Annotated in this window: 19 protein-coding genes; 16 read left to right on the top strand and 3 right to left on the bottom strand. The window is 64.1% G+C overall.

Annotation, left to right across the window (positions count from 1 at the left end; all coding sequences use genetic code 11):
- The first annotated feature begins 119 nt into the window (after positions 1-119).
- Positions 120-1058 (top strand): hypothetical protein, encoded by a 939-nt coding sequence (locus tag ACRYLT_RS01300; protein ID WP_482662303.1) that lies wholly within the window; start codon positions 120-122, stop codon positions 1056-1058.
- 4 nt (positions 1059-1062) lie between these two features.
- Here ACRYLT_RS01300 and ACRYLT_RS01295 read toward each other — a convergent pair whose 3' ends face one another.
- From ACRYLT_RS01295 to ACRYLT_RS01285, 3 genes are read right to left on the bottom strand one after another with little or no spacing between them, the layout of a single operon-like run.
- Positions 1063-1509 (bottom strand): hypothetical protein, encoded by a 447-nt coding sequence (locus ACRYLT_RS01295; RefSeq protein ID WP_482662302.1) that lies wholly within the window; start codon positions 1507-1509, stop codon positions 1063-1065.
- A gap of 36 nt (positions 1510-1545) precedes the next feature.
- The gene (locus tag ACRYLT_RS01290) at positions 1546-2211 is read right to left on the bottom strand and encodes an HAD family hydrolase (protein WP_482662301.1); all 666 of its coding nucleotides are present in this window, start codon (positions 2209-2211) and stop codon (positions 1546-1548) included.
- Positions 2208-3239, bottom strand: a complete 1032-nt coding sequence (locus tag ACRYLT_RS01285; RefSeq protein WP_482662300.1) for a YihY/virulence factor BrkB family protein — start codon at positions 3237-3239, stop codon at positions 2208-2210. The genes ACRYLT_RS01290 and ACRYLT_RS01285 overlap by 4 nt, the downstream gene beginning before the upstream one ends.
- A gap of 83 nt (positions 3240-3322) precedes the next feature.
- Between ACRYLT_RS01285 and ACRYLT_RS01280 the strand changes: the two genes are divergently transcribed.
- From ACRYLT_RS01280 to ACRYLT_RS01210, 15 genes are all read left to right on the top strand, one after another.
- Positions 3323-6892, top strand: coding sequence for a hydantoinase B/oxoprolinase family protein (locus tag ACRYLT_RS01280; RefSeq protein WP_482662299.1), 3570 nt, complete (start codon positions 3323-3325; stop codon positions 6890-6892).
- Positions 6889-7575 carry a DUF969 domain-containing protein gene (locus ACRYLT_RS01275; RefSeq protein WP_482662298.1) on the top strand — a complete coding sequence of 229 codons (687 nt, stop codon included), beginning with the start codon at positions 6889-6891 and terminating at the stop codon, positions 7573-7575. The genes ACRYLT_RS01280 and ACRYLT_RS01275 overlap by 4 nt, the downstream gene beginning before the upstream one ends.
- The gene (locus ACRYLT_RS01270; RefSeq protein WP_482662297.1) at positions 7572-8519 is read left to right on the top strand and encodes a DUF979 domain-containing protein; all 948 of its coding nucleotides are present in this window, start codon (positions 7572-7574) and stop codon (positions 8517-8519) included. Before ACRYLT_RS01275 ends, ACRYLT_RS01270 begins: the two co-directional genes overlap by 4 nt.
- Positions 8520-9515, top strand: coding sequence for a DUF2891 domain-containing protein (locus tag ACRYLT_RS01265; RefSeq protein WP_482662296.1), 996 nt, complete (start codon positions 8520-8522; stop codon positions 9513-9515).
- A 109-nt stretch (positions 9516-9624) separates the two neighbouring features.
- Positions 9625-9858 carry a hypothetical protein gene (locus ACRYLT_RS01260; RefSeq protein ID WP_482662295.1) on the top strand — a complete coding sequence of 78 codons (234 nt, stop codon included), beginning with the start codon at positions 9625-9627 and terminating at the stop codon, positions 9856-9858.
- 35 nt (positions 9859-9893) lie between these two features.
- A complete protein-coding gene (locus ACRYLT_RS01255) occupies positions 9894-10127 on the top strand; it encodes a hypothetical protein (protein WP_482662294.1) in 234 nt (77 codons plus the stop codon).
- 170 nt (positions 10128-10297) lie between these two features.
- Positions 10298-10465 carry a hypothetical protein gene (locus ACRYLT_RS01250; RefSeq protein ID WP_482662293.1) on the top strand — a complete coding sequence of 56 codons (168 nt, stop codon included), beginning with the start codon at positions 10298-10300 and terminating at the stop codon, positions 10463-10465.
- An 86-nt stretch (positions 10466-10551) separates the two neighbouring features.
- Positions 10552-11220 (top strand): PspA/IM30 family protein, encoded by a 669-nt coding sequence (locus ACRYLT_RS01245; RefSeq protein ID WP_482662292.1) that lies wholly within the window; start codon positions 10552-10554, stop codon positions 11218-11220.
- Positions 11217-11552 carry a hypothetical protein gene (locus ACRYLT_RS01240; RefSeq protein WP_482662291.1) on the top strand — a complete coding sequence of 112 codons (336 nt, stop codon included), beginning with the start codon at positions 11217-11219 and terminating at the stop codon, positions 11550-11552. The genes ACRYLT_RS01245 and ACRYLT_RS01240 overlap by 4 nt, the downstream gene beginning before the upstream one ends.
- The gene (locus ACRYLT_RS01235; protein ID WP_482662290.1) at positions 11549-11893 is read left to right on the top strand and encodes a PspC domain-containing protein; all 345 of its coding nucleotides are present in this window, start codon (positions 11549-11551) and stop codon (positions 11891-11893) included. The genes ACRYLT_RS01240 and ACRYLT_RS01235 overlap by 4 nt, the downstream gene beginning before the upstream one ends.
- A 28-nt stretch (positions 11894-11921) precedes the next feature.
- Positions 11922-12155, top strand: a complete 234-nt coding sequence (locus ACRYLT_RS01230) for a hypothetical protein (protein WP_482662289.1) — start codon at positions 11922-11924, stop codon at positions 12153-12155.
- Between the two features lie 407 nt (positions 12156-12562).
- Positions 12563-13243 (top strand): response regulator transcription factor, encoded by a 681-nt coding sequence (locus ACRYLT_RS01225; protein WP_482662288.1) that lies wholly within the window; start codon positions 12563-12565, stop codon positions 13241-13243.
- Positions 13240-14625, top strand: a complete 1386-nt coding sequence (locus ACRYLT_RS01220) for a sensor histidine kinase (protein ID WP_482662287.1) — start codon at positions 13240-13242, stop codon at positions 14623-14625. The genes ACRYLT_RS01225 and ACRYLT_RS01220 overlap by 4 nt, the downstream gene beginning before the upstream one ends.
- 821 nt (positions 14626-15446) lie before the next feature.
- Positions 15447-16718 carry a thiamine pyrophosphate-dependent enzyme gene (locus ACRYLT_RS01215; RefSeq protein ID WP_482662286.1) on the top strand — a complete coding sequence of 424 codons (1272 nt, stop codon included), beginning with the start codon at positions 15447-15449 and terminating at the stop codon, positions 16716-16718.
- A 5-nt stretch (positions 16719-16723) separates the two neighbouring features.
- Positions 16724-17728 carry an alpha-ketoacid dehydrogenase subunit beta gene (locus tag ACRYLT_RS01210; RefSeq protein ID WP_482665372.1) on the top strand — a complete coding sequence of 335 codons (1005 nt, stop codon included), beginning with the start codon at positions 16724-16726 and terminating at the stop codon, positions 17726-17728.
- Positions 17729-17734: the final 6 nt, after the last annotated feature.

Below are 17734 nucleotides of genomic sequence, written 5' to 3'. Positions count from 1 at the left end.
CGCTTCGGCGGAGAAAAGGCGGAATTGCAGCGTTCTTTTCGCACATTGCACTTCTCGGTGCGGGCGGAGGGGCTGATCCGCGGCCGTGCGACTCGGCCGGACAGGGATGGAGGCCATTGATGAAACGCTGTTGGTTGGCAGCCGGTACGCTGCTGTTGAGTAGTTCGACGATCGCGTGGGCGCAGACCGATTTCAAATCGGAGCTTGCGGGCGACAAGACGGTGATCGCTTCAGAAGCGCCGGGCAAGTCCGCCTGGACGAGCAAGTCCTTCGGTGACCCAGCCGCGGACAAGCCAGCCCTTGCTACGTGGGAGTCGAAGAGCGCGAGCTTCGCTGGTTCGACGGTCCAGAAGGCATGGTTGAGCGGCTGGGACGACAAAGCCAGCCTGGGCGACGTCAAAGGCGAGACTGTATTTTGGAGCAACGTCAAGGCGCCGATGGCGGGCGTGCCTGATGCCAAGATCCGGACGGCCCAGTGGAACGACACCAAGGGCCAGGCGCCATCATGGAGCGAAGGCAAGCTTCAGACCGCCTCCGTCGACGACTGGTCGGGATCGAAAAGCGCTTCGAAGCTTGAAACCGCGTCCGTCGCCAAGTCGGACCAGACGGGCATGGGCGGCCCGTTAGACGAGGGCGACCCCGGTGCGAGGTCGCTTGACCTGACGCCCCGGCCGGCCGCTTGGAACTATCCTCCCTGTTCGCCGGGCCCCGGCGACGATCGCTGCATCCAGCTCTACGAACGCGGAGTCCGAGCTCAGCTCGCCGCCTGGAACCAGTCCACTGGTGGCCTCGCCGATCATAGCGTGACCACCGCCATGGGCGGGCCGTACGAGGCGATCGCTGACGGATCCGAGATGGAGACAGCCTCAAGCGAGGAGGCTTCCGGCACCAGCCTCGCGGCGTTCGACGACGAGCCGTACCTCGCCGGCCATAGCGAATATCAGGGCGTAGGCGGACCATTCGAATCGCAATCCGGCTACCCGCCCTGCGCGCGCGAAGCGTCGGATGACCGCTGCATCCAGCTTTACGAACGCGGCGTTACAGGAGCCGGCAACTAGCGGTTCAATCAGGCCGGGAGGAAGGTTCGGCACCGGCCGGATCTCCTTCCGCCTTTTCGGCCAGCCAGGACTTGATCTTGGCAAGGCTGCGCTCCAGCGCGGCAACGATCCGGCGTACTTCGTCGGGATCGCCATCCGCTAGCGCAACGTCGGAAATCCAGTAGGTTTCGGAGAGCCACGGCTGCCCGTCTTCGTTACCGGTTACGGAAATCCCGAGAAACGCCTCTTCGGCGTCGATCCAGCCCTCGCCATCGGGCTGTACGGTATGGATCCGGATCCGCGATCCCTCACCTTGGAAGTCGCTTCGGCAGATTTCTCGAGCGGCTTCGAGCAGGGGCGCAACCAATTGCCAATCGAGCTTGGTTTCACTCAGCGTCTCGAGAACGGCACTGTAGATCTGCTTCTGCGCCAGGTTGTGGAAATCGGCGGTGGTGAAGTGCGACTCGGCCATGATGGACGTCAGCGCTGTCGCAAGCCGACGAACCGGTCAAGCCACCCGCAGCCAATCAGGGTAGCGGGCAAGCAGCTCACGAGGGTCGTCATAGATCGAGGCGGCGCCTGCCTCGATCAGATCGTCATCCGGGAAGCCCCCGCAGCGGAGCGCGATCGCCTTCAGGCCGAGCTTTGCGGCCGCCTTCACGTCCCAGGGCGAATCCCCGACCAACCGGACATTACCGGGCTCCGCCGGAGCGACTTTGGAGAGGGCGGCTTCGAAGATGTCGGGGCAGGGCTTCGATCGCTCGACATCGTCTTTCGAGGTGGCGGCGAAGACGAGGTCGGCGGCGCCGAGCAGATCCCCATGGAACTTGAGCTCCACCTGCTTCGCCGAAGTGGCAAGCACGATCTTGACTCCGTCGCCCCAGAGCCGCTCGAACAATTCCCGGACGCAGGGAAAAGGCTGAACCCGCGGGAGATAGTCACGCTGGAACAGCTCGGATCGAAAATCCTCGATCTCCTGCCGACGCGCGTCGACAAGATCCTTCGGGAGCAAGCTGGGGATCAGATTGTCGCCGCCTTTGCCGATCTGCTGACGGATGCGATCGAACGGCAAGTCAACGCCGAAGTGACGGAACGCCTGCTGCCAGGCTACGGCATGCAGATCATTGCTGTCGACCAGAGTGCCGTCGACGTCGAAAAGAACAGCTTCAATCATGGTAGGCTCCGATTCCTTCTTCCGCTGCCCAGGAGAGCCAGGAGCATCGAGAAGGCGCCGAGCCGGGCAGCAAGCCTTGGGAAGGAGGGCGTCGGCGGTCCGTCGCCCGGTCGGCCGGTTGCTGAACGAGAGGAGGGCTCCTGAACTTTCTCCGATCCGATCTTCAGCTCCAGGACAGCGTTCAGCTCGGCGCCGAGCAGAACGATATAGGCGCTGAGATAGAGCCAGGTGAGGAAGACGATCACCGCCCCAAGCGAACCATAGGTGGCGTTGTAGTCGGTGAAGTTCGAGACATAGACTCCGAACCCCAGGGTAGCGCCAAGCCAAATGATCGTCGCGAGGACGGAGCCGGGCGTAATCCATCTCCATTCCGCTTCCGGACGATTGGGGCCAAAACGATAGACGATCGCCAGCAGGACCATCACCGCAATCGCGGCTGCGAGGAAGAAGAGCCCCTTCAGCATGGCTTGTCCGGCGCCGTCGAGGTCGGGCATCAGATGCTCGAGGAGATTGAAGGCAGATATGGCGACGATGGCGAGAAACAGGACCAGCACAGCGCCCCCCGTCATGGCCAGCGCCATCAGGTTTCGCTTGATGAAGCTGCGCGATTCCCCGACTTCCCAGACGATGTTCAGCGCCGTGATGATCGCCCCTGCGCCCTTGCTGGCGCCGTAGATCGCAATGGCCAGTGCGAGGAGAAGGGCGAACCCGGTCTTGGAATTGCTCGATTCTGTCATGTGCATCAGCTGGTCGCCGATGATCTGAGCCGCATTGTCGGGCATCACGCTGGTCAGAGTCTGCATGTGCCGGACGACGGAGCTGGGCTCCGCGACCAGCCCGTAGCTCAGCACCAAAGCCGTCAGCAAAGGCACGAAGGCGAGAAAGGCGTAGAAAGCCACGCCGGCCGAAATAAGGGTCAGATTGTCGTCCCCTGCATCCTTCCAGGTGTCGAGCAGGATGCGTTTCCAGCTGGTCGACGAGATCTGTCGGGGTCCGTCAGCCGCCGAAGATGGTGCGGAATCGCGCATGAGCGGCCAAAGCCGGGGCGGCGGCTCGGTTCCGATGGGGAGGCGCTTTTCCGCCACTTTGACCGATGCTAGGGCTCTCGTCGATGAGCGCCGCCTGGACCTTCTCGATCGACCGCGGCGGTACCTTCACCGACATCGTTGCCCGAAGTCCCGAGGGCCGGACGATCGTTCGCAAGCTGCTCTCTGACGATCCCGAGCGCTATGAAGACGCCGCCGTTGCGGGCATTCGGCAGATACTGGGCGAAAATGGCGGCGGCCACATCGCTTCGGTGAAGATGGGAACGACGGTCGCGACCAACGCCCTGCTCGAGCGGCGGGGGGAGCCTGTCCTGCTCGCCATCACCAGCGGCTTCGGCGACGCTCTGAGGATCGGCTATCAGTCGCGGCCCGAAATCTTCGCTCGGAGGATCGAGCTTCCGGAGCCGCTCTACAGCCATGTCATCGAAGTTGACGAGCGATTTTCGGCCAAGGGCGATCGGCTTCGGCCACTCGACCGCGACTCGACGCGAGCAAAGCTGCGAAACGCCTTCGCTCAGGGCTATCGCGCCATCGCCATCGTTCTGATGCATGGTTGGCGATGGACCGCCCATGAAGTGGAAATCGCCGCGATGGCTCGGGAGATCGGCTTCACCCAGGTCTCCGCCAGCCACGAGGTCGAGCCGCTGATCAAGCTGATCGGACGTGGCGACACCTGCGTCGTCGATGCCTATCTTTCGCCGGTGCTCCGCCGATATGTGGACAAGGTGGTAGCCGGTCTTGGAGGAGTCGGCGCGGGAGGCGCCACGCCGCGGCTCCTCTTCATGCAGTCGAACGGCGGGCTCACTGACGCGCAGGCCTTTCGCGGAAAGGATGCCATCCTTTCCGGACCGGCTGGCGGGATCGTCGGAATGGCGCGAACGGCCGAGCAGGCGGGATTCCCCCATGTGATAGGCTTCGACATGGGCGGCACGTCGACCGACGTATCCCATTTTGCCGGAACCTACGAGCGAACCAGCGAGCGCTCCGTTGCCGGAGTTCGGGTTCGCGCACCGATGCTCGAAATCCATACGGTCGCCGCCGGCGGTGGATCGATCTGTCACTTCGATGGAAGCCGCTTCAGAGTCGGCCCCGACAGTGCCGGAGCCGTGCCCGGGCCGGCCTGCTATCGGCGTGGTGGGCCGCTCACCCTGACCGACTGCAATGTGGTGCTCGGAAAGATCCGGCCGGAGCATTTCCCTTCCCTGTTCGGCCCCGGTGGCGACCTGCCGATCGATTCCGGAGCTTCGATCGCGCGGGCGAAGGAGATTGCCGAGCGGATCGGGAAGAGTCCGCGGGAGGTGGCCGAAGGCTTCGTTCGAATCGCTGTCGAAAACATGGCCAATGCGATCAAGCAGATCTCGATAGCGCGCGGCCATGACGTCACGCGCTACACGTTGCAGTGTTTCGGAGGTGCGGGCGGTCAGCACGCCTGTCTCGTCGCCGATGCGCTCGGAATCGAGTGCGTGATGGTCCATCCGCTCGCCGGGGTGCTCAGCGCCTTCGGCATGGGCCTCGCCGACATGGTCGAACTGAGGCAGCGGACTCTGGCTGGCTCCGAGCTGGAGGCCGTGCTTGGCGAGCTCGAGCAGGAAGCCTCGGCCGCGCTTCGGGCGCAGGGGGTCGAACCGTCGCAAATCCGCCGACGTGCGGCGCTGCGTTACGAGGGGAGCGATACGGCCCTGGAGGTCGAGGTGGGCCCGGCGATGGAAGCCGCTTTCGAAGCCGCTCACCGGACCCGGTTCGGCTTCGTTTCCGATGCGAAGGTGGTCATCGAAACTGCCATCGTCGAAGCGGTGGGGAAAGGGGAATATTCCGCGCCTCCCGGGAACGCGCTCCAAGCCGGGACCGATCCGCAGTCGGCTTCGCAGGACCCGATTCCCGCCGATCTTTCTCCACCTCCATCGGGGGAGGTGATCGATCGCGCTTCGCTTTCGCCCGGCCATTGTCTGTCCGGACCGGCGATCATCGTCGATGAGGCGGCGACCACCGTCGTCGATCCCGGCTGGCGTGCCGAGGTGGACCGGCTCGGCAATCTGGTCCTACGCCGGGTAGAAGCCCGGCAAAGCGCGCCTGCGATCGGGACCGAGGTCGATCCAGTGATGCTGGAGGTGATGGGGAACCTCTTCATGGCCATAGCCGAAGAGATGGGAGTCGCTCTTCAGAACACCGCCTCCTCGGTGAACATCAAGGAGCGACTCGATTTCTCCTGCGCGCTGTTCGATCGCAGCGGCAACCTGATCGCCAATGCACCGCACATACCCGTCCATCTCGGCTCAATGGGCGATTCCATCCGGACGATCATCGATGCGCGGGGGGATGGAAGAGACGGCCGTGGAATGCTTCCGGGCGACGTCTATGTGCTGAACGCGCCCTATCGGGGCGGTACGCACCTTCCCGACATCACCGTCATCATGCCCGTCTTCGCTGACGACGCCGACCCGGCGCCGGCCTGGTTCGTCGCAGCGAGAGGCCACCATGCCGACATTGGCGGGATCGCGCCCGGATCGATGCCGCCCGACAGCCGATCGGTTCATGAGGAGGGGGTGCTGATCGACAATTTCCTGCTCGTCGACCGGGGGCGCTTCCGTGAGGCGGAACTTCGCGAGCTGCTTGGGAAAGGCGAGTGGCCCGCGCGCAACCCCGACCGGAATGTCGCCGACCTTAAGGCGCAGGTAGCGGCCTGCGCGCGCGGCGCAAGCGAGCTGAAGCGGATCTCCCGGGAGCATAAGAGGGAAGTGGTCGACGCCTATATGGGCCATGTCATGGCTTATGCGGAAGAAGCCGTCCGCAGGTTGATTGACAGATTGTCGGACGGGAGCTTTCGCTACGAACTGGACAATGGTTCGATCGTCTGCGCCTCGATCCGGGTGGACCGCGATCGGCGATCGGCCCTTGTCGACTTCGCCGGCACGAGCGAGCAGCAGCCGAACAATTTCAACGCGCCCTACTCGATCTGCCGGGCCGCGACGCTTTACGTCTTCCGTACGATGCTCGACGACGCCATCCCGCTCAACGACGGTTGCATGAGGCCGATCAGCCTCGAAGTGCCGGATGGCTCCATGCTCAATCCCCGCTATCCGGCGGCGGTGGTCGCCGGCAATGTCGAAACCAGCCAGGTGATCACCGACTGCCTGTTCGCGGCGGCCAAGGCGCTCGCTCCGAGCCAGGGAACGATGAACAATCTGACCTTCGGCAACGCGACCTACCAATATTATGAGACGATCGCCGGCGGGGCGGGGGCGGGACCGGATTTCGACGGTGCCAGCGCGGTCCACACGCACATGACCAACAGCCGGCTGACCGATCCTGAAATATTGGAGACCCGCTTCCCGGTGCTTCTCGAGCGCTTTGCCATCCGCCGGGGCTCCGGCGGGTCGGGTCGGCACCGCGGCGGCGACGGGATCGAACGGCGGATCCGCTTCCTGCAACCGATGACCGCGGGAATGCTGTCCAACCGCCGGCGGGTCGCGCCCCGAGGCATCGAAGGCGGCGGCGATGCCAGGCCGGGGATCAACAAGGTCGTTCGGGCAAATGGGCAGGAGATGGTTCTGGACGCAACCGCTTCCGTCGAGATGGAACCCGGCGACATGCTGGTGATCGAGACTCCGGGCGGGGGCGGCTTCGGCGCGGAATGAACCAGTATCTTCCCCTGCTCGGCATCCTGGTGGTCGTTCTCGGCTTCGGATTGCGATTCAATCCGATGCTGGTGGTTCCGGTCGCGGCCCTGACGACCGGGCTCCTTGCCGGACTCGATCTCGTCGAGATGATCGCGAAGCTGGGCAAGGCGTTCAACGACAGCCGGATCATCATCATTCCCTATGTCGTTCTGCCGGTGGTCGGCTTGCTCGAGCGCTATGGCCTTCAGCAGCGCGCCCGCACGCTGATCGCGCGTTTTCAGGCGGCGACGGTCGGCCGGCTGCTGATCCTCTATCTGCTCTACCGCCAGATCATTTCCGCCATCGGCCTGCATTCGACGGCCGGTCATCCCCAGACGGTGCGTCCGCTGGTGGCGCCCATGGCGTTGGCGGCTGCCGAGCAACAGGGCGCAGATCTCGACGAGCAGACGGTGGAGCGGGTGAAGGCCTATTCGGCAGCGACCGACAATGTCGGCCTGTTCTTCGGTGAAGACATCTTCTTTGCGATCGGCTCGATCATCCTGATCCAGCAGACGCTGGAGGCCTACAATATCATGCTTTCGCCCCTCCAGCTGGCGGTCTGGGCGATACCGACCGCCATCGCCGCCTTCCTCATCCATGGCTCGCGTCTCCTCCTGCTCGATCGCTCGTTGGCCCGATCCGCCAAGGGCGCGCGCCCATGATCACGACCCAGCACGTTTTCTACCTGGTCGGGTCCCTGTTTGCCGCCTGGGCACTGCTCAGCGCTTTCGATCGGACCAATCCGAAGCGATTCGGAAATGCCGCCTTCTGGGGACTGGTCGCTCTGAGTCTTCTGGCCGGGCACCGCCTGGGCGATCTTGCCAACGGCTTCCTCGTCCTCGGTCTCGCCGCACTGGCGACTCTCAAGCTCCTCGGAAGGGGAGCGGCTTCGACGGGCGAGGAGGAGCGGACAGCGGCCGGCCTTCGCTACGGCAACAAATTGTTCGTGCCGATCCTGGTCGTCCTGCTCACGGCGGTGCTCGGCACGCTCCTCTATCTCTACACGCCGCTACGCGAATCCGGCCTTTTCGAGCGCAACCGAGAAACCTTCATCCTTCTCTGTCTGGGCGTGCTGCTTGCGATCGCGTTGATCTTCGCCTGGATCAGGCCACCCGCCCTGGCGCCGATCGACGAGGGTCGCCGACTGATCGATGCGGTCGGTTGGGCGGCGGTGCTGCCATTGATGCTGGCGGCGCTCGGACTGGTACTCGCGGACACCGGAGTGGGCCGGACTATCGGGACTTTGGTGCTGACCGTCATTCCGGAAGGAACGATCCTTCCGGCGGTGATCGCGTTCGGCCTGGGAATGGCGCTGTTCACCATCCTGACCGGCAACGCCTTCGCGGCTTTTCCGGTCATGGCGACCGCCATCGGCGTGCCGCTACTGATCCTCAACTATGGCGGGGATCCGGCCGTCGTCGGGGCCATCGGCATGCTGGCGGGCTTTTGCGGGACCTTGATGACGCCGATGGCGGCCAACTTCAATCTGGTCCCAGCGGCCCTGCTCGAGCTGAAGGACCAGAACGGCGTCATCAAGGCTCAGATCGGCACCGCCGTGCCGCTGCTCGCCGTGAACATCCTCTTCATCTACTTCCTGGCCTTTTGAATGAAGCATCACCTCACCGCCGAAACCGCGAACCGCTTTGCGGAGATCGCCCTCGATCACGTCACTCGGGAATATCCGCACAAGCTCGACCATGTGATGGAAGGACCGGAAGACGTTCTTTCCCCGCGCGAACTCCACCCGATATTCTTCGGGAGCTTCGACTGGCATAGCTGCGTCCACGGTTATTGGCTGCTGATGCGGACCCGGCGGCTCTATCCGCAGCTCGGCGTCGCCGACCGAGTCAGGAACCTGCTGGACGAGATGCTCGAACCGGAAAAGGTTGCGGGCGAACTCGACTATCTCGATCGCGCTTATACCGGCACGTTCGAGCGGCCCTATGGCTGGGCCTGGCTGCTTGCTCTCCATGGCGAAGCGCAGCGCCACTCCACCGACTGGGCGGCGAACCTTGAGCCCCTGGCCGGGGCGTTCGCAGATCGGTTCAAGTCCTTCCTTCCGAAACTGACCTATCCGATCCGCACCGGTGCTCACTACAACACCGCGTTCGCCCTGATACTGGCGCTCGAATGGGCCGAAGCAAACGACCGGGAACTCGCGGCGCTGATCAGGACTCGGGCAAGCTATTATTATGGAGGAGACCGAAACTGTCCCGGCTGGGAGCCGGCGGGGGACGATTTCCTTTCTCCGGCGCTGGCCGAAGCCCTGTTGATGCGCCGGGTGCTGCCGCCGGATGAGTTCCGGCGTTGGATGGAAGGCTTCCTTCCCAATCTTGCCGCGGGCGAGCCGCGTACCTTGTTCAAGCCCGCCTTCGTCTCGGACCGGTCGGACGGCAAGATCGCGCATCTCGACGGCGTAAACCTCAGCCGTGCCTGGTGCTGGCGCGGCCTGGCCGACGCTCTCGCTCGCGAGCTCGCCGAGCTCGCAATTGCCACGGCAGACGAGCACCTCGACGCCAGCCTGCCCCATGTCACCGGCGATTATATGGGCGAGCACTGGCTCGCCACCTTCGCTTTGCTGGCGCTGGAGACTCGCGCCTGAGCGTCGGTATGGTTTACAATTCCTTACCGCGTTAACCTTCGCAGCGCCGCATTTGCGTTGCTGGCCCGCTTCTTGCTCCTGCTCGTGCATGATGAAACGGCTGGCAAGATTGTTCGTCATCAAAACTCGCTGGGAAGCACTGGCGGTCATCTATGCCCTGGCGCTCGGTTCGGTGGATCGCGGTTTCCATTATCTCGAGCGCTTCCCGGGCCCCCCCGGCTGGCTTCTCTTCGCCGCCTGCACGGGCGTCGTGTTCATGGCCGGCGCCAAGCTCCTGGATCTCACTCGCCCCGACAGCGGCGAGCGTCGACGCAAGACCGACTTCGCTTCCGGAACAGCTTGAAGCCCCGCCGGTTGATGCCGGAAAGGAGCTTCGACATGTCCGATCAGGCAAAGGTGGAACGGCAGACCGGAACCAAGGGGGCCGGGCAGTCCGGCGGCGGGCCCTATCCCAATCCCCACACCGGCAAGGAAGGCGGCGGCGAAGGCGGCTTCATGGGCCACGGCGGCCAGACCGAAATGGAATATTATGGCCATGGCCGACTCGGCGAAGAGAAGGTCGGCGGCAATGCCAATTCGCCGGCGCAAAAGGCGAAGCCCGGCAAGAACTGAAAAGCCTCACCAAAAGTTGGCAAATTGCGCCAAGTGCCAGCATGTCTGGTGCGACCGCTGGAACGCTGCGAGCGTAGAAATCGGCTGATTTCCGCCAAAAAACCGACTTGGCACGGCTCTTGATAAACCTCGGACATAAGAGATTACCGAGGTTCAAAGGGAGCAGAGCAATGGTCAACTTCACCAACATCAACCGCATCGTCACCGCCGCCGTCGGAGCGCTCGTCATTTCGACCGCCTGTGTGGCGGCAGCCGTCGGCCCGGCCACTTCGGCCGGCCAGAACTCGACCGACTACGCCGCGGCAGCGGTTCCCTCTTCGGCTCAAGCGACGGCCTGAGCCGTGGGCCAAGCGGTCGGAGGGAAGATCCACCCCCTGACTTCTCTTCGGCCGCCGCCCGAACCTTTCCTCCGTCGGAGCAGCCCATGAGCATCTTTTCCCGCACTCGCGACATCATCGCCGCCAATGTGATCGATCTGGTCAACCGGTCGGACGATCCGGCGAAGACGGTACGGGTCGTCATCCTCGAGATGGAGGAGACCCTCGTCGAGGTTCGGGCATCGGCGGCCCGGATGATTGCGGACCAGAAGGAAAAGCGCGGTCAGATAGCCAAGTTGGCGGCCATGCAGGAAAGCTGGAACGAGCGAGCCGAACTTGCCTTGAGCAAGGGCCGCGAGGACCTCGCCCGGGCCGCTCTGATCGAACGGGAAAAACTCACCGAACTGGCGGACGAACTTCGTGGCGAGATCGCCGCCATCGACTCGTCGCTCCGTGCATCGGAAGCGGATATCGCCAAGCTGCAGGCGAAGCTTCGCGAAGCTCGTAGTCGTCAGAACGCTATCGCGACCCGACTGGAAACTGCAGAAAACCGTGCCCGGATGCGGGAAATGTATGCCGGCAGCCGGGTCGAGCAGGCTTTCTCCAACTTCCAGTTGCTGGAACGCCAGGCCGACCTCGCCGAGGGCCATGCCGATGCGCTTCTTCTCGCCGCACCCCCGAAGACGCTTGAGGAAGAGATTGCCGAATTGAAGGTGGCTGAGCGGGTCGAGGCCGAGCTCGCCGCGATGAAGGCGGCGATGAAGGAGGCGGCATGACGATCCGAATGACGGAACCGGAAGTGATGCAGCTTGTCGAGGGTCTCGCCTGGCTGGGAAGCATCGTCGGGATGCTGCTCGCGGCCCTGCTCTTCTACCTGCTGGTACGCCCGCCGCGGCATGTGCGCCGGCGAAGGAAAGCCGAGCGCCGAGGCGAGGCGAGCTTCGGTCGTGACGAAGAGACTCTGGAAACCGAAGACCTGCTCCGGCTGATGGAGCGGATGGAGCAGCGACTGGAGGTGCTGGAGCGCCTCGTCGCGGTGGAATCGCGGGAGCGTGAAAAGCTTCCGAAATCCGACGCCGAGGGCGCCGAACCAGGGAGGACGAGATGAGGGCGAATCGCAGAATATTCGAACTGGACCAGGAGCAGGGAAAGTTCCTGGGCGTGTGCGCCGGGTTGGCCAATCGGACCGGTATCGACGCGACGATCATCCGGGTCGGCTTGGTACTCGCGACCCTGATCGGCGCCTTCCCCTGGACGATTGTCGCCTATTTCGTTGCCGCCTTGGTCGGCCGAAGGGGTCGCCCTTCGGGATCCGGTTTGCGGCGCTTTGCGGCAAGCGAGCAATCCGACGAACGGACGCGCAATCTGGACCTGAGGATGCAGGCGATCGAGACCTACGTCACCAGCTCCAACAGCCGCCTCGCGCGCGAAATCGAGGAACTTCGCTGATCAGGAAAGACAGATCCGGGAGGAGAGAATGAGCGAACCGCTGACGATGATAACCATGGCGAGCTTCGGGCTGCTCGCGCTCAGTATCGCCCTGTTCGCCGGCCTGAAGGGCTGGCAGGGCTGGCTGGAGGTGAAGCGACTGGAGCTTGCCGGACACCAGCGTCCCCAGGAGTCTGGCACTGCCGCCGAGCGGATTGAGATCGCGGATCTCAAGGAGCGGATCCGAAAGCTCGAGTCGATTGCCGCCTGCATCGATCTCTAGGTCGGTCGAGCCCTCCCGCACGCTGCGGGAGGGACTCGCTTCCTCAGCTCAGGTCAGGCAGTTCCTCGTCCGAGGCTTGCCAGGGATCGCGGCCGCGCCGGACCAGCGTCCGCTGGCATAGAACACAACGACTGACCCACTGTCCTCGACGGCGGCGCGCCGAAAAGGGCGTCGCCTGATGACCGATCACGGCGCAGATCAGCTGCATCGGAAGGCTCCTCGGCCCGCGCCTGCGGCCATCGCAAAAGCTGTCCTCATCCGATCTCCCCAGCGGCGGTTCCGGCGCGGCCGCCGACGGAGCCGGTCTAGGCAATCGGCCTTGCGCCCGATTTCCGGAAAGATTTGAAATCCTCCATCTTGGCTCGCGAGACTTGTCTTGAGCTGCCGCGACCGCGAAGGTCGCGGCCATGCACGTCCTGCTGATCGAGGATGACGCGCGCGTCGCGGCCTATGTCGGGAAGGCGCTTCGCGAGAACGGACATTTCGTCGACCATCGCGCCGACGGGAGATCTGGGCTCCTCCAGGCCTCTACGGAGCGCTACGACCTCATCATCCTCGACCGGATGCTTCCCCAAGTCGAAGGCATGAGGATATTGCAGACTCTTCGAGCGACAGGCGACTCGACGCCCGTCCTGATCCTGAGCGCTCTCGGCGACACCGACGAACGGGTTCGCGGCCTTCGTGCCGGAGGCGACGACTATCTCCCGAAGCCCTTTGCAGTTTCCGAGCTGTTGGCGAGGGCGGAGGTACTTGGGCGACGCAAGCCGAACATCCAGGAGCCCTCCGAGATCCGGATCGGCGAGCTTGTGGTGGATCGCCTCGGACGTACCGTCGTCCGGAACGGACGTCGGATCGAGCTGACCGACCGGGAATTCCGTATCGTCGAATATCTTGCCCGCAATGCCGGTCGGGTGGTGACTCGGTCGATGCTACTGGAGCATGTCTGGGACTATCATTTCGATCCCCAGACCAACATCATCGATCAGCATGTCAGCCGTCTTCGCCAGAAGGTCGATCGTGGATTCGAGACGCCCTTGATCGAAACCGTTCGGGGTGCCGGCTATGCGATCGGGCGACGCCTCGAATGAGGTTGCTCGGTAGTCTCTCCTTCCGCCTCGCGCTTGTCTATGTCGGCCTCTTCAGTGCCTCGGTGGCCGTTCTCGGCGGGCTTTACTACTGGGTGGCGATTGCCGCCCCGATTGGCGAAGTTCGCGACGAGCTTGCCGTCGAAGGCCGCGAGCTGGCGCGTTTGTACCACCAGCATGGGGCGGAGCGACTTGCAGATCGACTGGAGGAGCGCGCCGGTGCGCCTTCGCCAAGGCTCGCCTACCACGCTCTGCTGAGGCCCGACGGATCGATCGCCACCGCAAATCTTCCAAGCTGGCCCACCCGCTTCACCGGATCGTGGCATCGGATCGAAGCGGACATTTCACGGGAGGGGGACGAGGACGAACATGAGCCGCTGGTGCTTGACCAGCGGTTCGAGGATGGCGCTCGGCTCATGATCGGGCGCGACATCGACGATCTCGACGATCTGGAGGAAGAGTTGACGGAAGCCCTCGTCTGGCTGCTTCCGGCGCTCGCCTTGCTCGGGATCTTCGGCGCAGCGCTGATGAGCCTGGCGATCGGGCGCCGCATGGAAGCCATGTCGAGTACGGCCCGGCGGGTGATTGCGGGCGATCTGACCGAACGCATCGAGCTTCGCGGCACCGGCGACGATTTCGACCGGCTCGGCGACACTTTCAACTTGATGCTGAGCCGGATCGAAGAGTCGATAGAGGCGGTGCGCCGGGTCTCCGACAACGTCGCCCATGAGCTTCGAACCCCCCTTGCCCGACTTCAGGCCGGTCTTCTGGAGCTACAGTCGGAAACCGGGACGGACGACCGGATACTGAACGAGGTAATCGCCGAGGCGGACCGCCTTCAGTCCACCTTCGAGGCCGTGCTGCGAATCGCTCGAGTGGAAAGCTCGCTTCCGGCCCGCGACTTCGCTGCCGTCGACGCCGCCACTCTCCTCCTCGATGCCGTCGACTATTATCAGCCGGAGGCGGAGGCGCGTTCGCAGCGGCTGTGCTCGGACGCTCGGCCGCCGCTTCTGGTGCTCGGCGACCGCGACCTCCTGTTCCAAGCCTTCGTCAATCTCATCGACAATGCCATCAAGTACACGCCGGCCGGCGGCCGGATCGAGGTTGCTGTGGGGAGAGAAGGGGGCGACATTTTCCTGACGGTGATCGATGATGGCCCCGGAGTCCCGCCGGAAAGCCTGTCGAAGCTCGGTCAGCGCTTCTTCCGGGCGCCTGCGGCGGTGGAGACGCCGGGGCTGGGACTAGGTCTTGCGTTCGTGTCGGCCGTCGCAGCGCTGCACGAGTCCAAGCTGGAGTTCCGATCCGACAGTCGAGGGCTGACCGTCAACTGGCGGATGAGCTCACTCGGGGACAGCGGCGACGCCCGCAGGGCGAAATCAGCCTGACTTGCAGTCTGCGCCGTCCGGTCGAGATGCTCGACCTGCTGGCCGGCTGCCATGGCTCGGGCGAGCCCGATCGGGTTGTCGACGTGACCGGTCGTGGGGAGGCCCAGGCGCCGCGCCTCGTCCTGAACGGCCTCCCAGATGGCCGGGTCCGGCAGATGGTGCGACTTGATCAGGTCGTAACCGGCTTCGCGTGCGGCGGCGACCGCTTGCCGCGACGCTTCGACCGAGGCCGTGTTGTTGAGATGAAGCCCCGGTGCGGCCGCGTAGAAGCGTGGACCAGCGAGCGCCCGGCGCTCGACCGCCTCGCGGACCAGCAGGTTGTTCGCCGAGCTCGCCATCCGCTGCGCCGTCTCGCCCGGTTCACCGGGCGCTGGAGCGAGATGTACGTGCATGTCGACGAGGCCCGGCATCAAGGTCAGGCCGCGGGCATCGACCCTTCGAGCGCCCGCCGGAACTCTCATTTGGCTGCGCCGGCCGATGTTGAGGATCCGATCGCCGGAGATCAGCACCGTCTGGTCCTTGAGCCTCTCTGTGCCAGTCATCGGCAGCACGTCGGCGCTGACAATGGCGATCGTTTCCGGCCGGCCGTTCGGCTGTGCCAAGGCGCCACTGGTCGGCACGATCAGGCAGAGGATCAGAACAAGACGGGTAAGCAATGGCATGATCGCCCCCCCAAACTCCCGCCCTTCTAGCCCCGTTTTGACGTATCGGCTTGATCGACCTTGCGCATTTCCCTGCGGGACCGGCAGCTTCACAAGGGGTGCACAGCTGCTGAAAATCGACTAACGGCAGCGCAGACCCAGACGAAAACAGGGTAGAGGATGGCCACCAAGATCGAGCGCCCCAATCGGCCGGCGCTCTCGCTCCACGTTCCGGAACCTGATGCTCGGCCTGGCGAAGAGGTCGACTTCAGCCATATCGCGATCCCGGCCGCCGGAAGCGTTCCGAAGCCCGATGTCGCGGCGCCGCCGACCGATACGCATCCGCTGTGCTTCACGCTGGTGCGGGTGCTGGACGACGAGGCGAAGGCCGTCGGGCCGTGGGACCCGAGGCTCGACGCCGAGAAGATGCGACGGATGCTGCGGGACATGATGCTGGTCCGGATTTTCGACGAGCGCATGTTCCGAGCCCAGCGGCAGGGAAAGACCAGCTTCTACATGAAGTCCCGCGGGGAAGAGGCGGTGGCGGTTGCGGCGGCGCACGCGCTCGACCCGGAGGACATGTGCTTCCCAACCTATCGCCAGCAGGGGCTCCTCGTCGCCCGCGACTACCCGCTGGTCGAGATGATGTGCCAGATCTATTCCAACAAGGGCGACAAGCTCAAAGGCCGGCAGCTACCGATCATGTATTCGGATCGGGAGAAGGGTTTCTTTTCCATTTCCGGCAATCTTGCGACCCAGGTTCCTCAGGCGGTAGGCTGGGCCATGGCTTCGGCGATCAAGGGCGACAGCCGGATCGCCGCAGGCTGGATCGGCGACGGCGCGACGGCCGAAGGCGATTTCCACAATGCGGTGACCTTCGCGGGCGTCTACCGGGCACCGGTCATTCTCAACGTCGTCAACAATCAGTGGGCGATCTCCACTTTCTCCGGAATCGCCGGTGCGGAGCTGACCACCTTTGCGGCACGCGCGGTGGGGTACGGGATTGCGGGGCTTCGAGTGGACGGGAACGATCCGCTGGCCGTCTACGCAGCAACCCGCTGGGCGGCAGATCGGGCGCGCTCCAATCTCGGCCCAACGCTGATCGAACTGTTCACCTATCGGGTGGAAGGCCATTCCACCTCCGACGATCCGACCGCCTATCGCCCGCAGGAAGCCGGCGCGAAATGGCCGCTCGGGGATCCGATCCAAAGGCTGAAGGCCCATCTCGCCGGCCTTGGCGAATGGGACGAGGAACGCCATTCGGCACTGGAGGAAGAACTGGGCGCAGAGGTTCGGTCGGCTCAGAAGGAAGCTGAAAGGCTCGGAACGCTCGGCAACGGCCATTTCGAGGACATACCGTCGCTCTTCGAGGAGGTTTTCGAGACCGTGCCCTGGCATCTGGCCGAACAGCGGGAAGCTGCGCTCGCCGAAGCGGAGGCGCGACGCAAATGAAGGCCATGAACATGATCGAGGCGCTGAACAGCGCCCACGACGTGATGATGGAGCGCGATCCCGACGTCGTCGTGTTCGGCGAGGATGTCGGTTATTTCGGCGGCGTGTTTCGAGTGACGGCGGGACTCCAGAAGAAATATGGCCGGCACCGGGTGTTCGACACGCCGATCGCGGAAGGCGGGATCGTCGCCACCGCCATCGGGATGGGGGTATATGGCCTCAAGCCCGTGGTCGAGATCCAGTTCGCCGACTATATCTTCCCGGCCTTCGATCAGATTTACTCGGAAGCCGGACGAATCCGCTACCGGACGGCCGGCGAATGGTCGGTGCCGATGGTGATCCGCTCTCCCTATGGCGGCGGGATCTTCGGCGGCCAGACGCACAGCCAGTCTCCCGAAGCCTTCTTCGCCCACATGCCTGGTATCAAGACGGTCATCCCGTCCAATCCTTACGATGCCAAGGGCCTGCTGATCGCAGCGATCGAAGATCCCGATCCGGTCATCTTCTTCGAGCCCAAGCGGATCTACAACGGACCGTTCGATGGTTTCTACGAACGCCCGGTCACCCCCTGGGCGAAGCATCCTTTGGCCCAGGTTCCGGAGGATTACTACACCGTCCCGCTCGGCAAGGCGGCCGTCGTCCGCGAAGGCGAGGAGGTGACGGTCCTGGCCTATGGAACCATGGTTCATGTCGCCCTTGCGACGGCGGAGGCGGAAGCAATCGACGCCGAGGTGATCGACCTTCGGACCATCGTGCCGCTGGACATCGAAACCATCGAACAGTCGGTGAGAAAAACCGGGCGCTGCGTCATCGTTCACGAGGCCACGAGGACCGCCGGCTTCGGTGCCGAACTGTCGGCGCTCGTGCAGGAGCGCTGTTTCTATCATCTTGAGGCCCCGGTCGTTCGCGTAACCGGCTACGACACGCCTTACCCGCACTCGATGGAATGGACCTACTTCCCGGGCCCGGCGCGACTGGGCCCGGCGCTCAAGGCTGCAGTGGAGGACTGACCCCGC

This window comes from Sphingosinicella sp. SM1-17 (assembly GCF_056821765.1).
The sequence above is the reverse complement of the archived record's forward strand: the minus strand, read 5'-3'. Positions and strand labels throughout refer to the sequence as shown.

Coding starts and splice junctions, on each gene's coding strand:
- ACRYLT_RS01300 (WP_482662303.1), top strand. CDS start 120: ATGAAACGCTGTTGGTTGGCAGCCGGTACGCTGCTGTTGAGTAGTTCG.
- ACRYLT_RS01295 (WP_482662302.1), bottom strand. CDS start 1,509: ATGGCCGAGTCGCACTTCACCACCGCCGATTTCCACAACCTGGCGCAG.
- ACRYLT_RS01290 (WP_482662301.1), bottom strand. CDS start 2,211: ATGATTGAAGCTGTTCTTTTCGACGTCGACGGCACTCTGGTCGACAGC.
- ACRYLT_RS01285 (WP_482662300.1), bottom strand. CDS start 3,239: ATGCGCGATTCCGCACCATCTTCGGCGGCTGACGGACCCCGACAGATC.
- ACRYLT_RS01280 (WP_482662299.1), top strand. CDS start 3,323: ATGAGCGCCGCCTGGACCTTCTCGATCGACCGCGGCGGTACCTTCACC.
- ACRYLT_RS01275 (WP_482662298.1), top strand. CDS start 6,889: ATGAACCAGTATCTTCCCCTGCTCGGCATCCTGGTGGTCGTTCTCGGC.
- ACRYLT_RS01270 (WP_482662297.1), top strand. CDS start 7,572: ATGATCACGACCCAGCACGTTTTCTACCTGGTCGGGTCCCTGTTTGCC.
- ACRYLT_RS01265 (WP_482662296.1), top strand. CDS start 8,520: ATGAAGCATCACCTCACCGCCGAAACCGCGAACCGCTTTGCGGAGATC.
- ACRYLT_RS01255 (WP_482662294.1), top strand. CDS start 9,894: ATGTCCGATCAGGCAAAGGTGGAACGGCAGACCGGAACCAAGGGGGCC.
- ACRYLT_RS01250 (WP_482662293.1), top strand. CDS start 10,298: ATGGTCAACTTCACCAACATCAACCGCATCGTCACCGCCGCCGTCGGA.
- ACRYLT_RS01245 (WP_482662292.1), top strand. CDS start 10,552: ATGAGCATCTTTTCCCGCACTCGCGACATCATCGCCGCCAATGTGATC.
- ACRYLT_RS01240 (WP_482662291.1), top strand. CDS start 11,217: ATGACGATCCGAATGACGGAACCGGAAGTGATGCAGCTTGTCGAGGGT.
- ACRYLT_RS01235 (WP_482662290.1), top strand. CDS start 11,549: ATGAGGGCGAATCGCAGAATATTCGAACTGGACCAGGAGCAGGGAAAG.
- ACRYLT_RS01230 (WP_482662289.1), top strand. CDS start 11,922: ATGAGCGAACCGCTGACGATGATAACCATGGCGAGCTTCGGGCTGCTC.
- ACRYLT_RS01225 (WP_482662288.1), top strand. CDS start 12,563: ATGCACGTCCTGCTGATCGAGGATGACGCGCGCGTCGCGGCCTATGTC.
- ACRYLT_RS01220 (WP_482662287.1), top strand. CDS start 13,240: ATGAGGTTGCTCGGTAGTCTCTCCTTCCGCCTCGCGCTTGTCTATGTC.
- ACRYLT_RS01215 (WP_482662286.1), top strand. CDS start 15,447: ATGGCCACCAAGATCGAGCGCCCCAATCGGCCGGCGCTCTCGCTCCAC.
- ACRYLT_RS01210 (WP_482665372.1), top strand. CDS start 16,724: ATGAACATGATCGAGGCGCTGAACAGCGCCCACGACGTGATGATGGAG.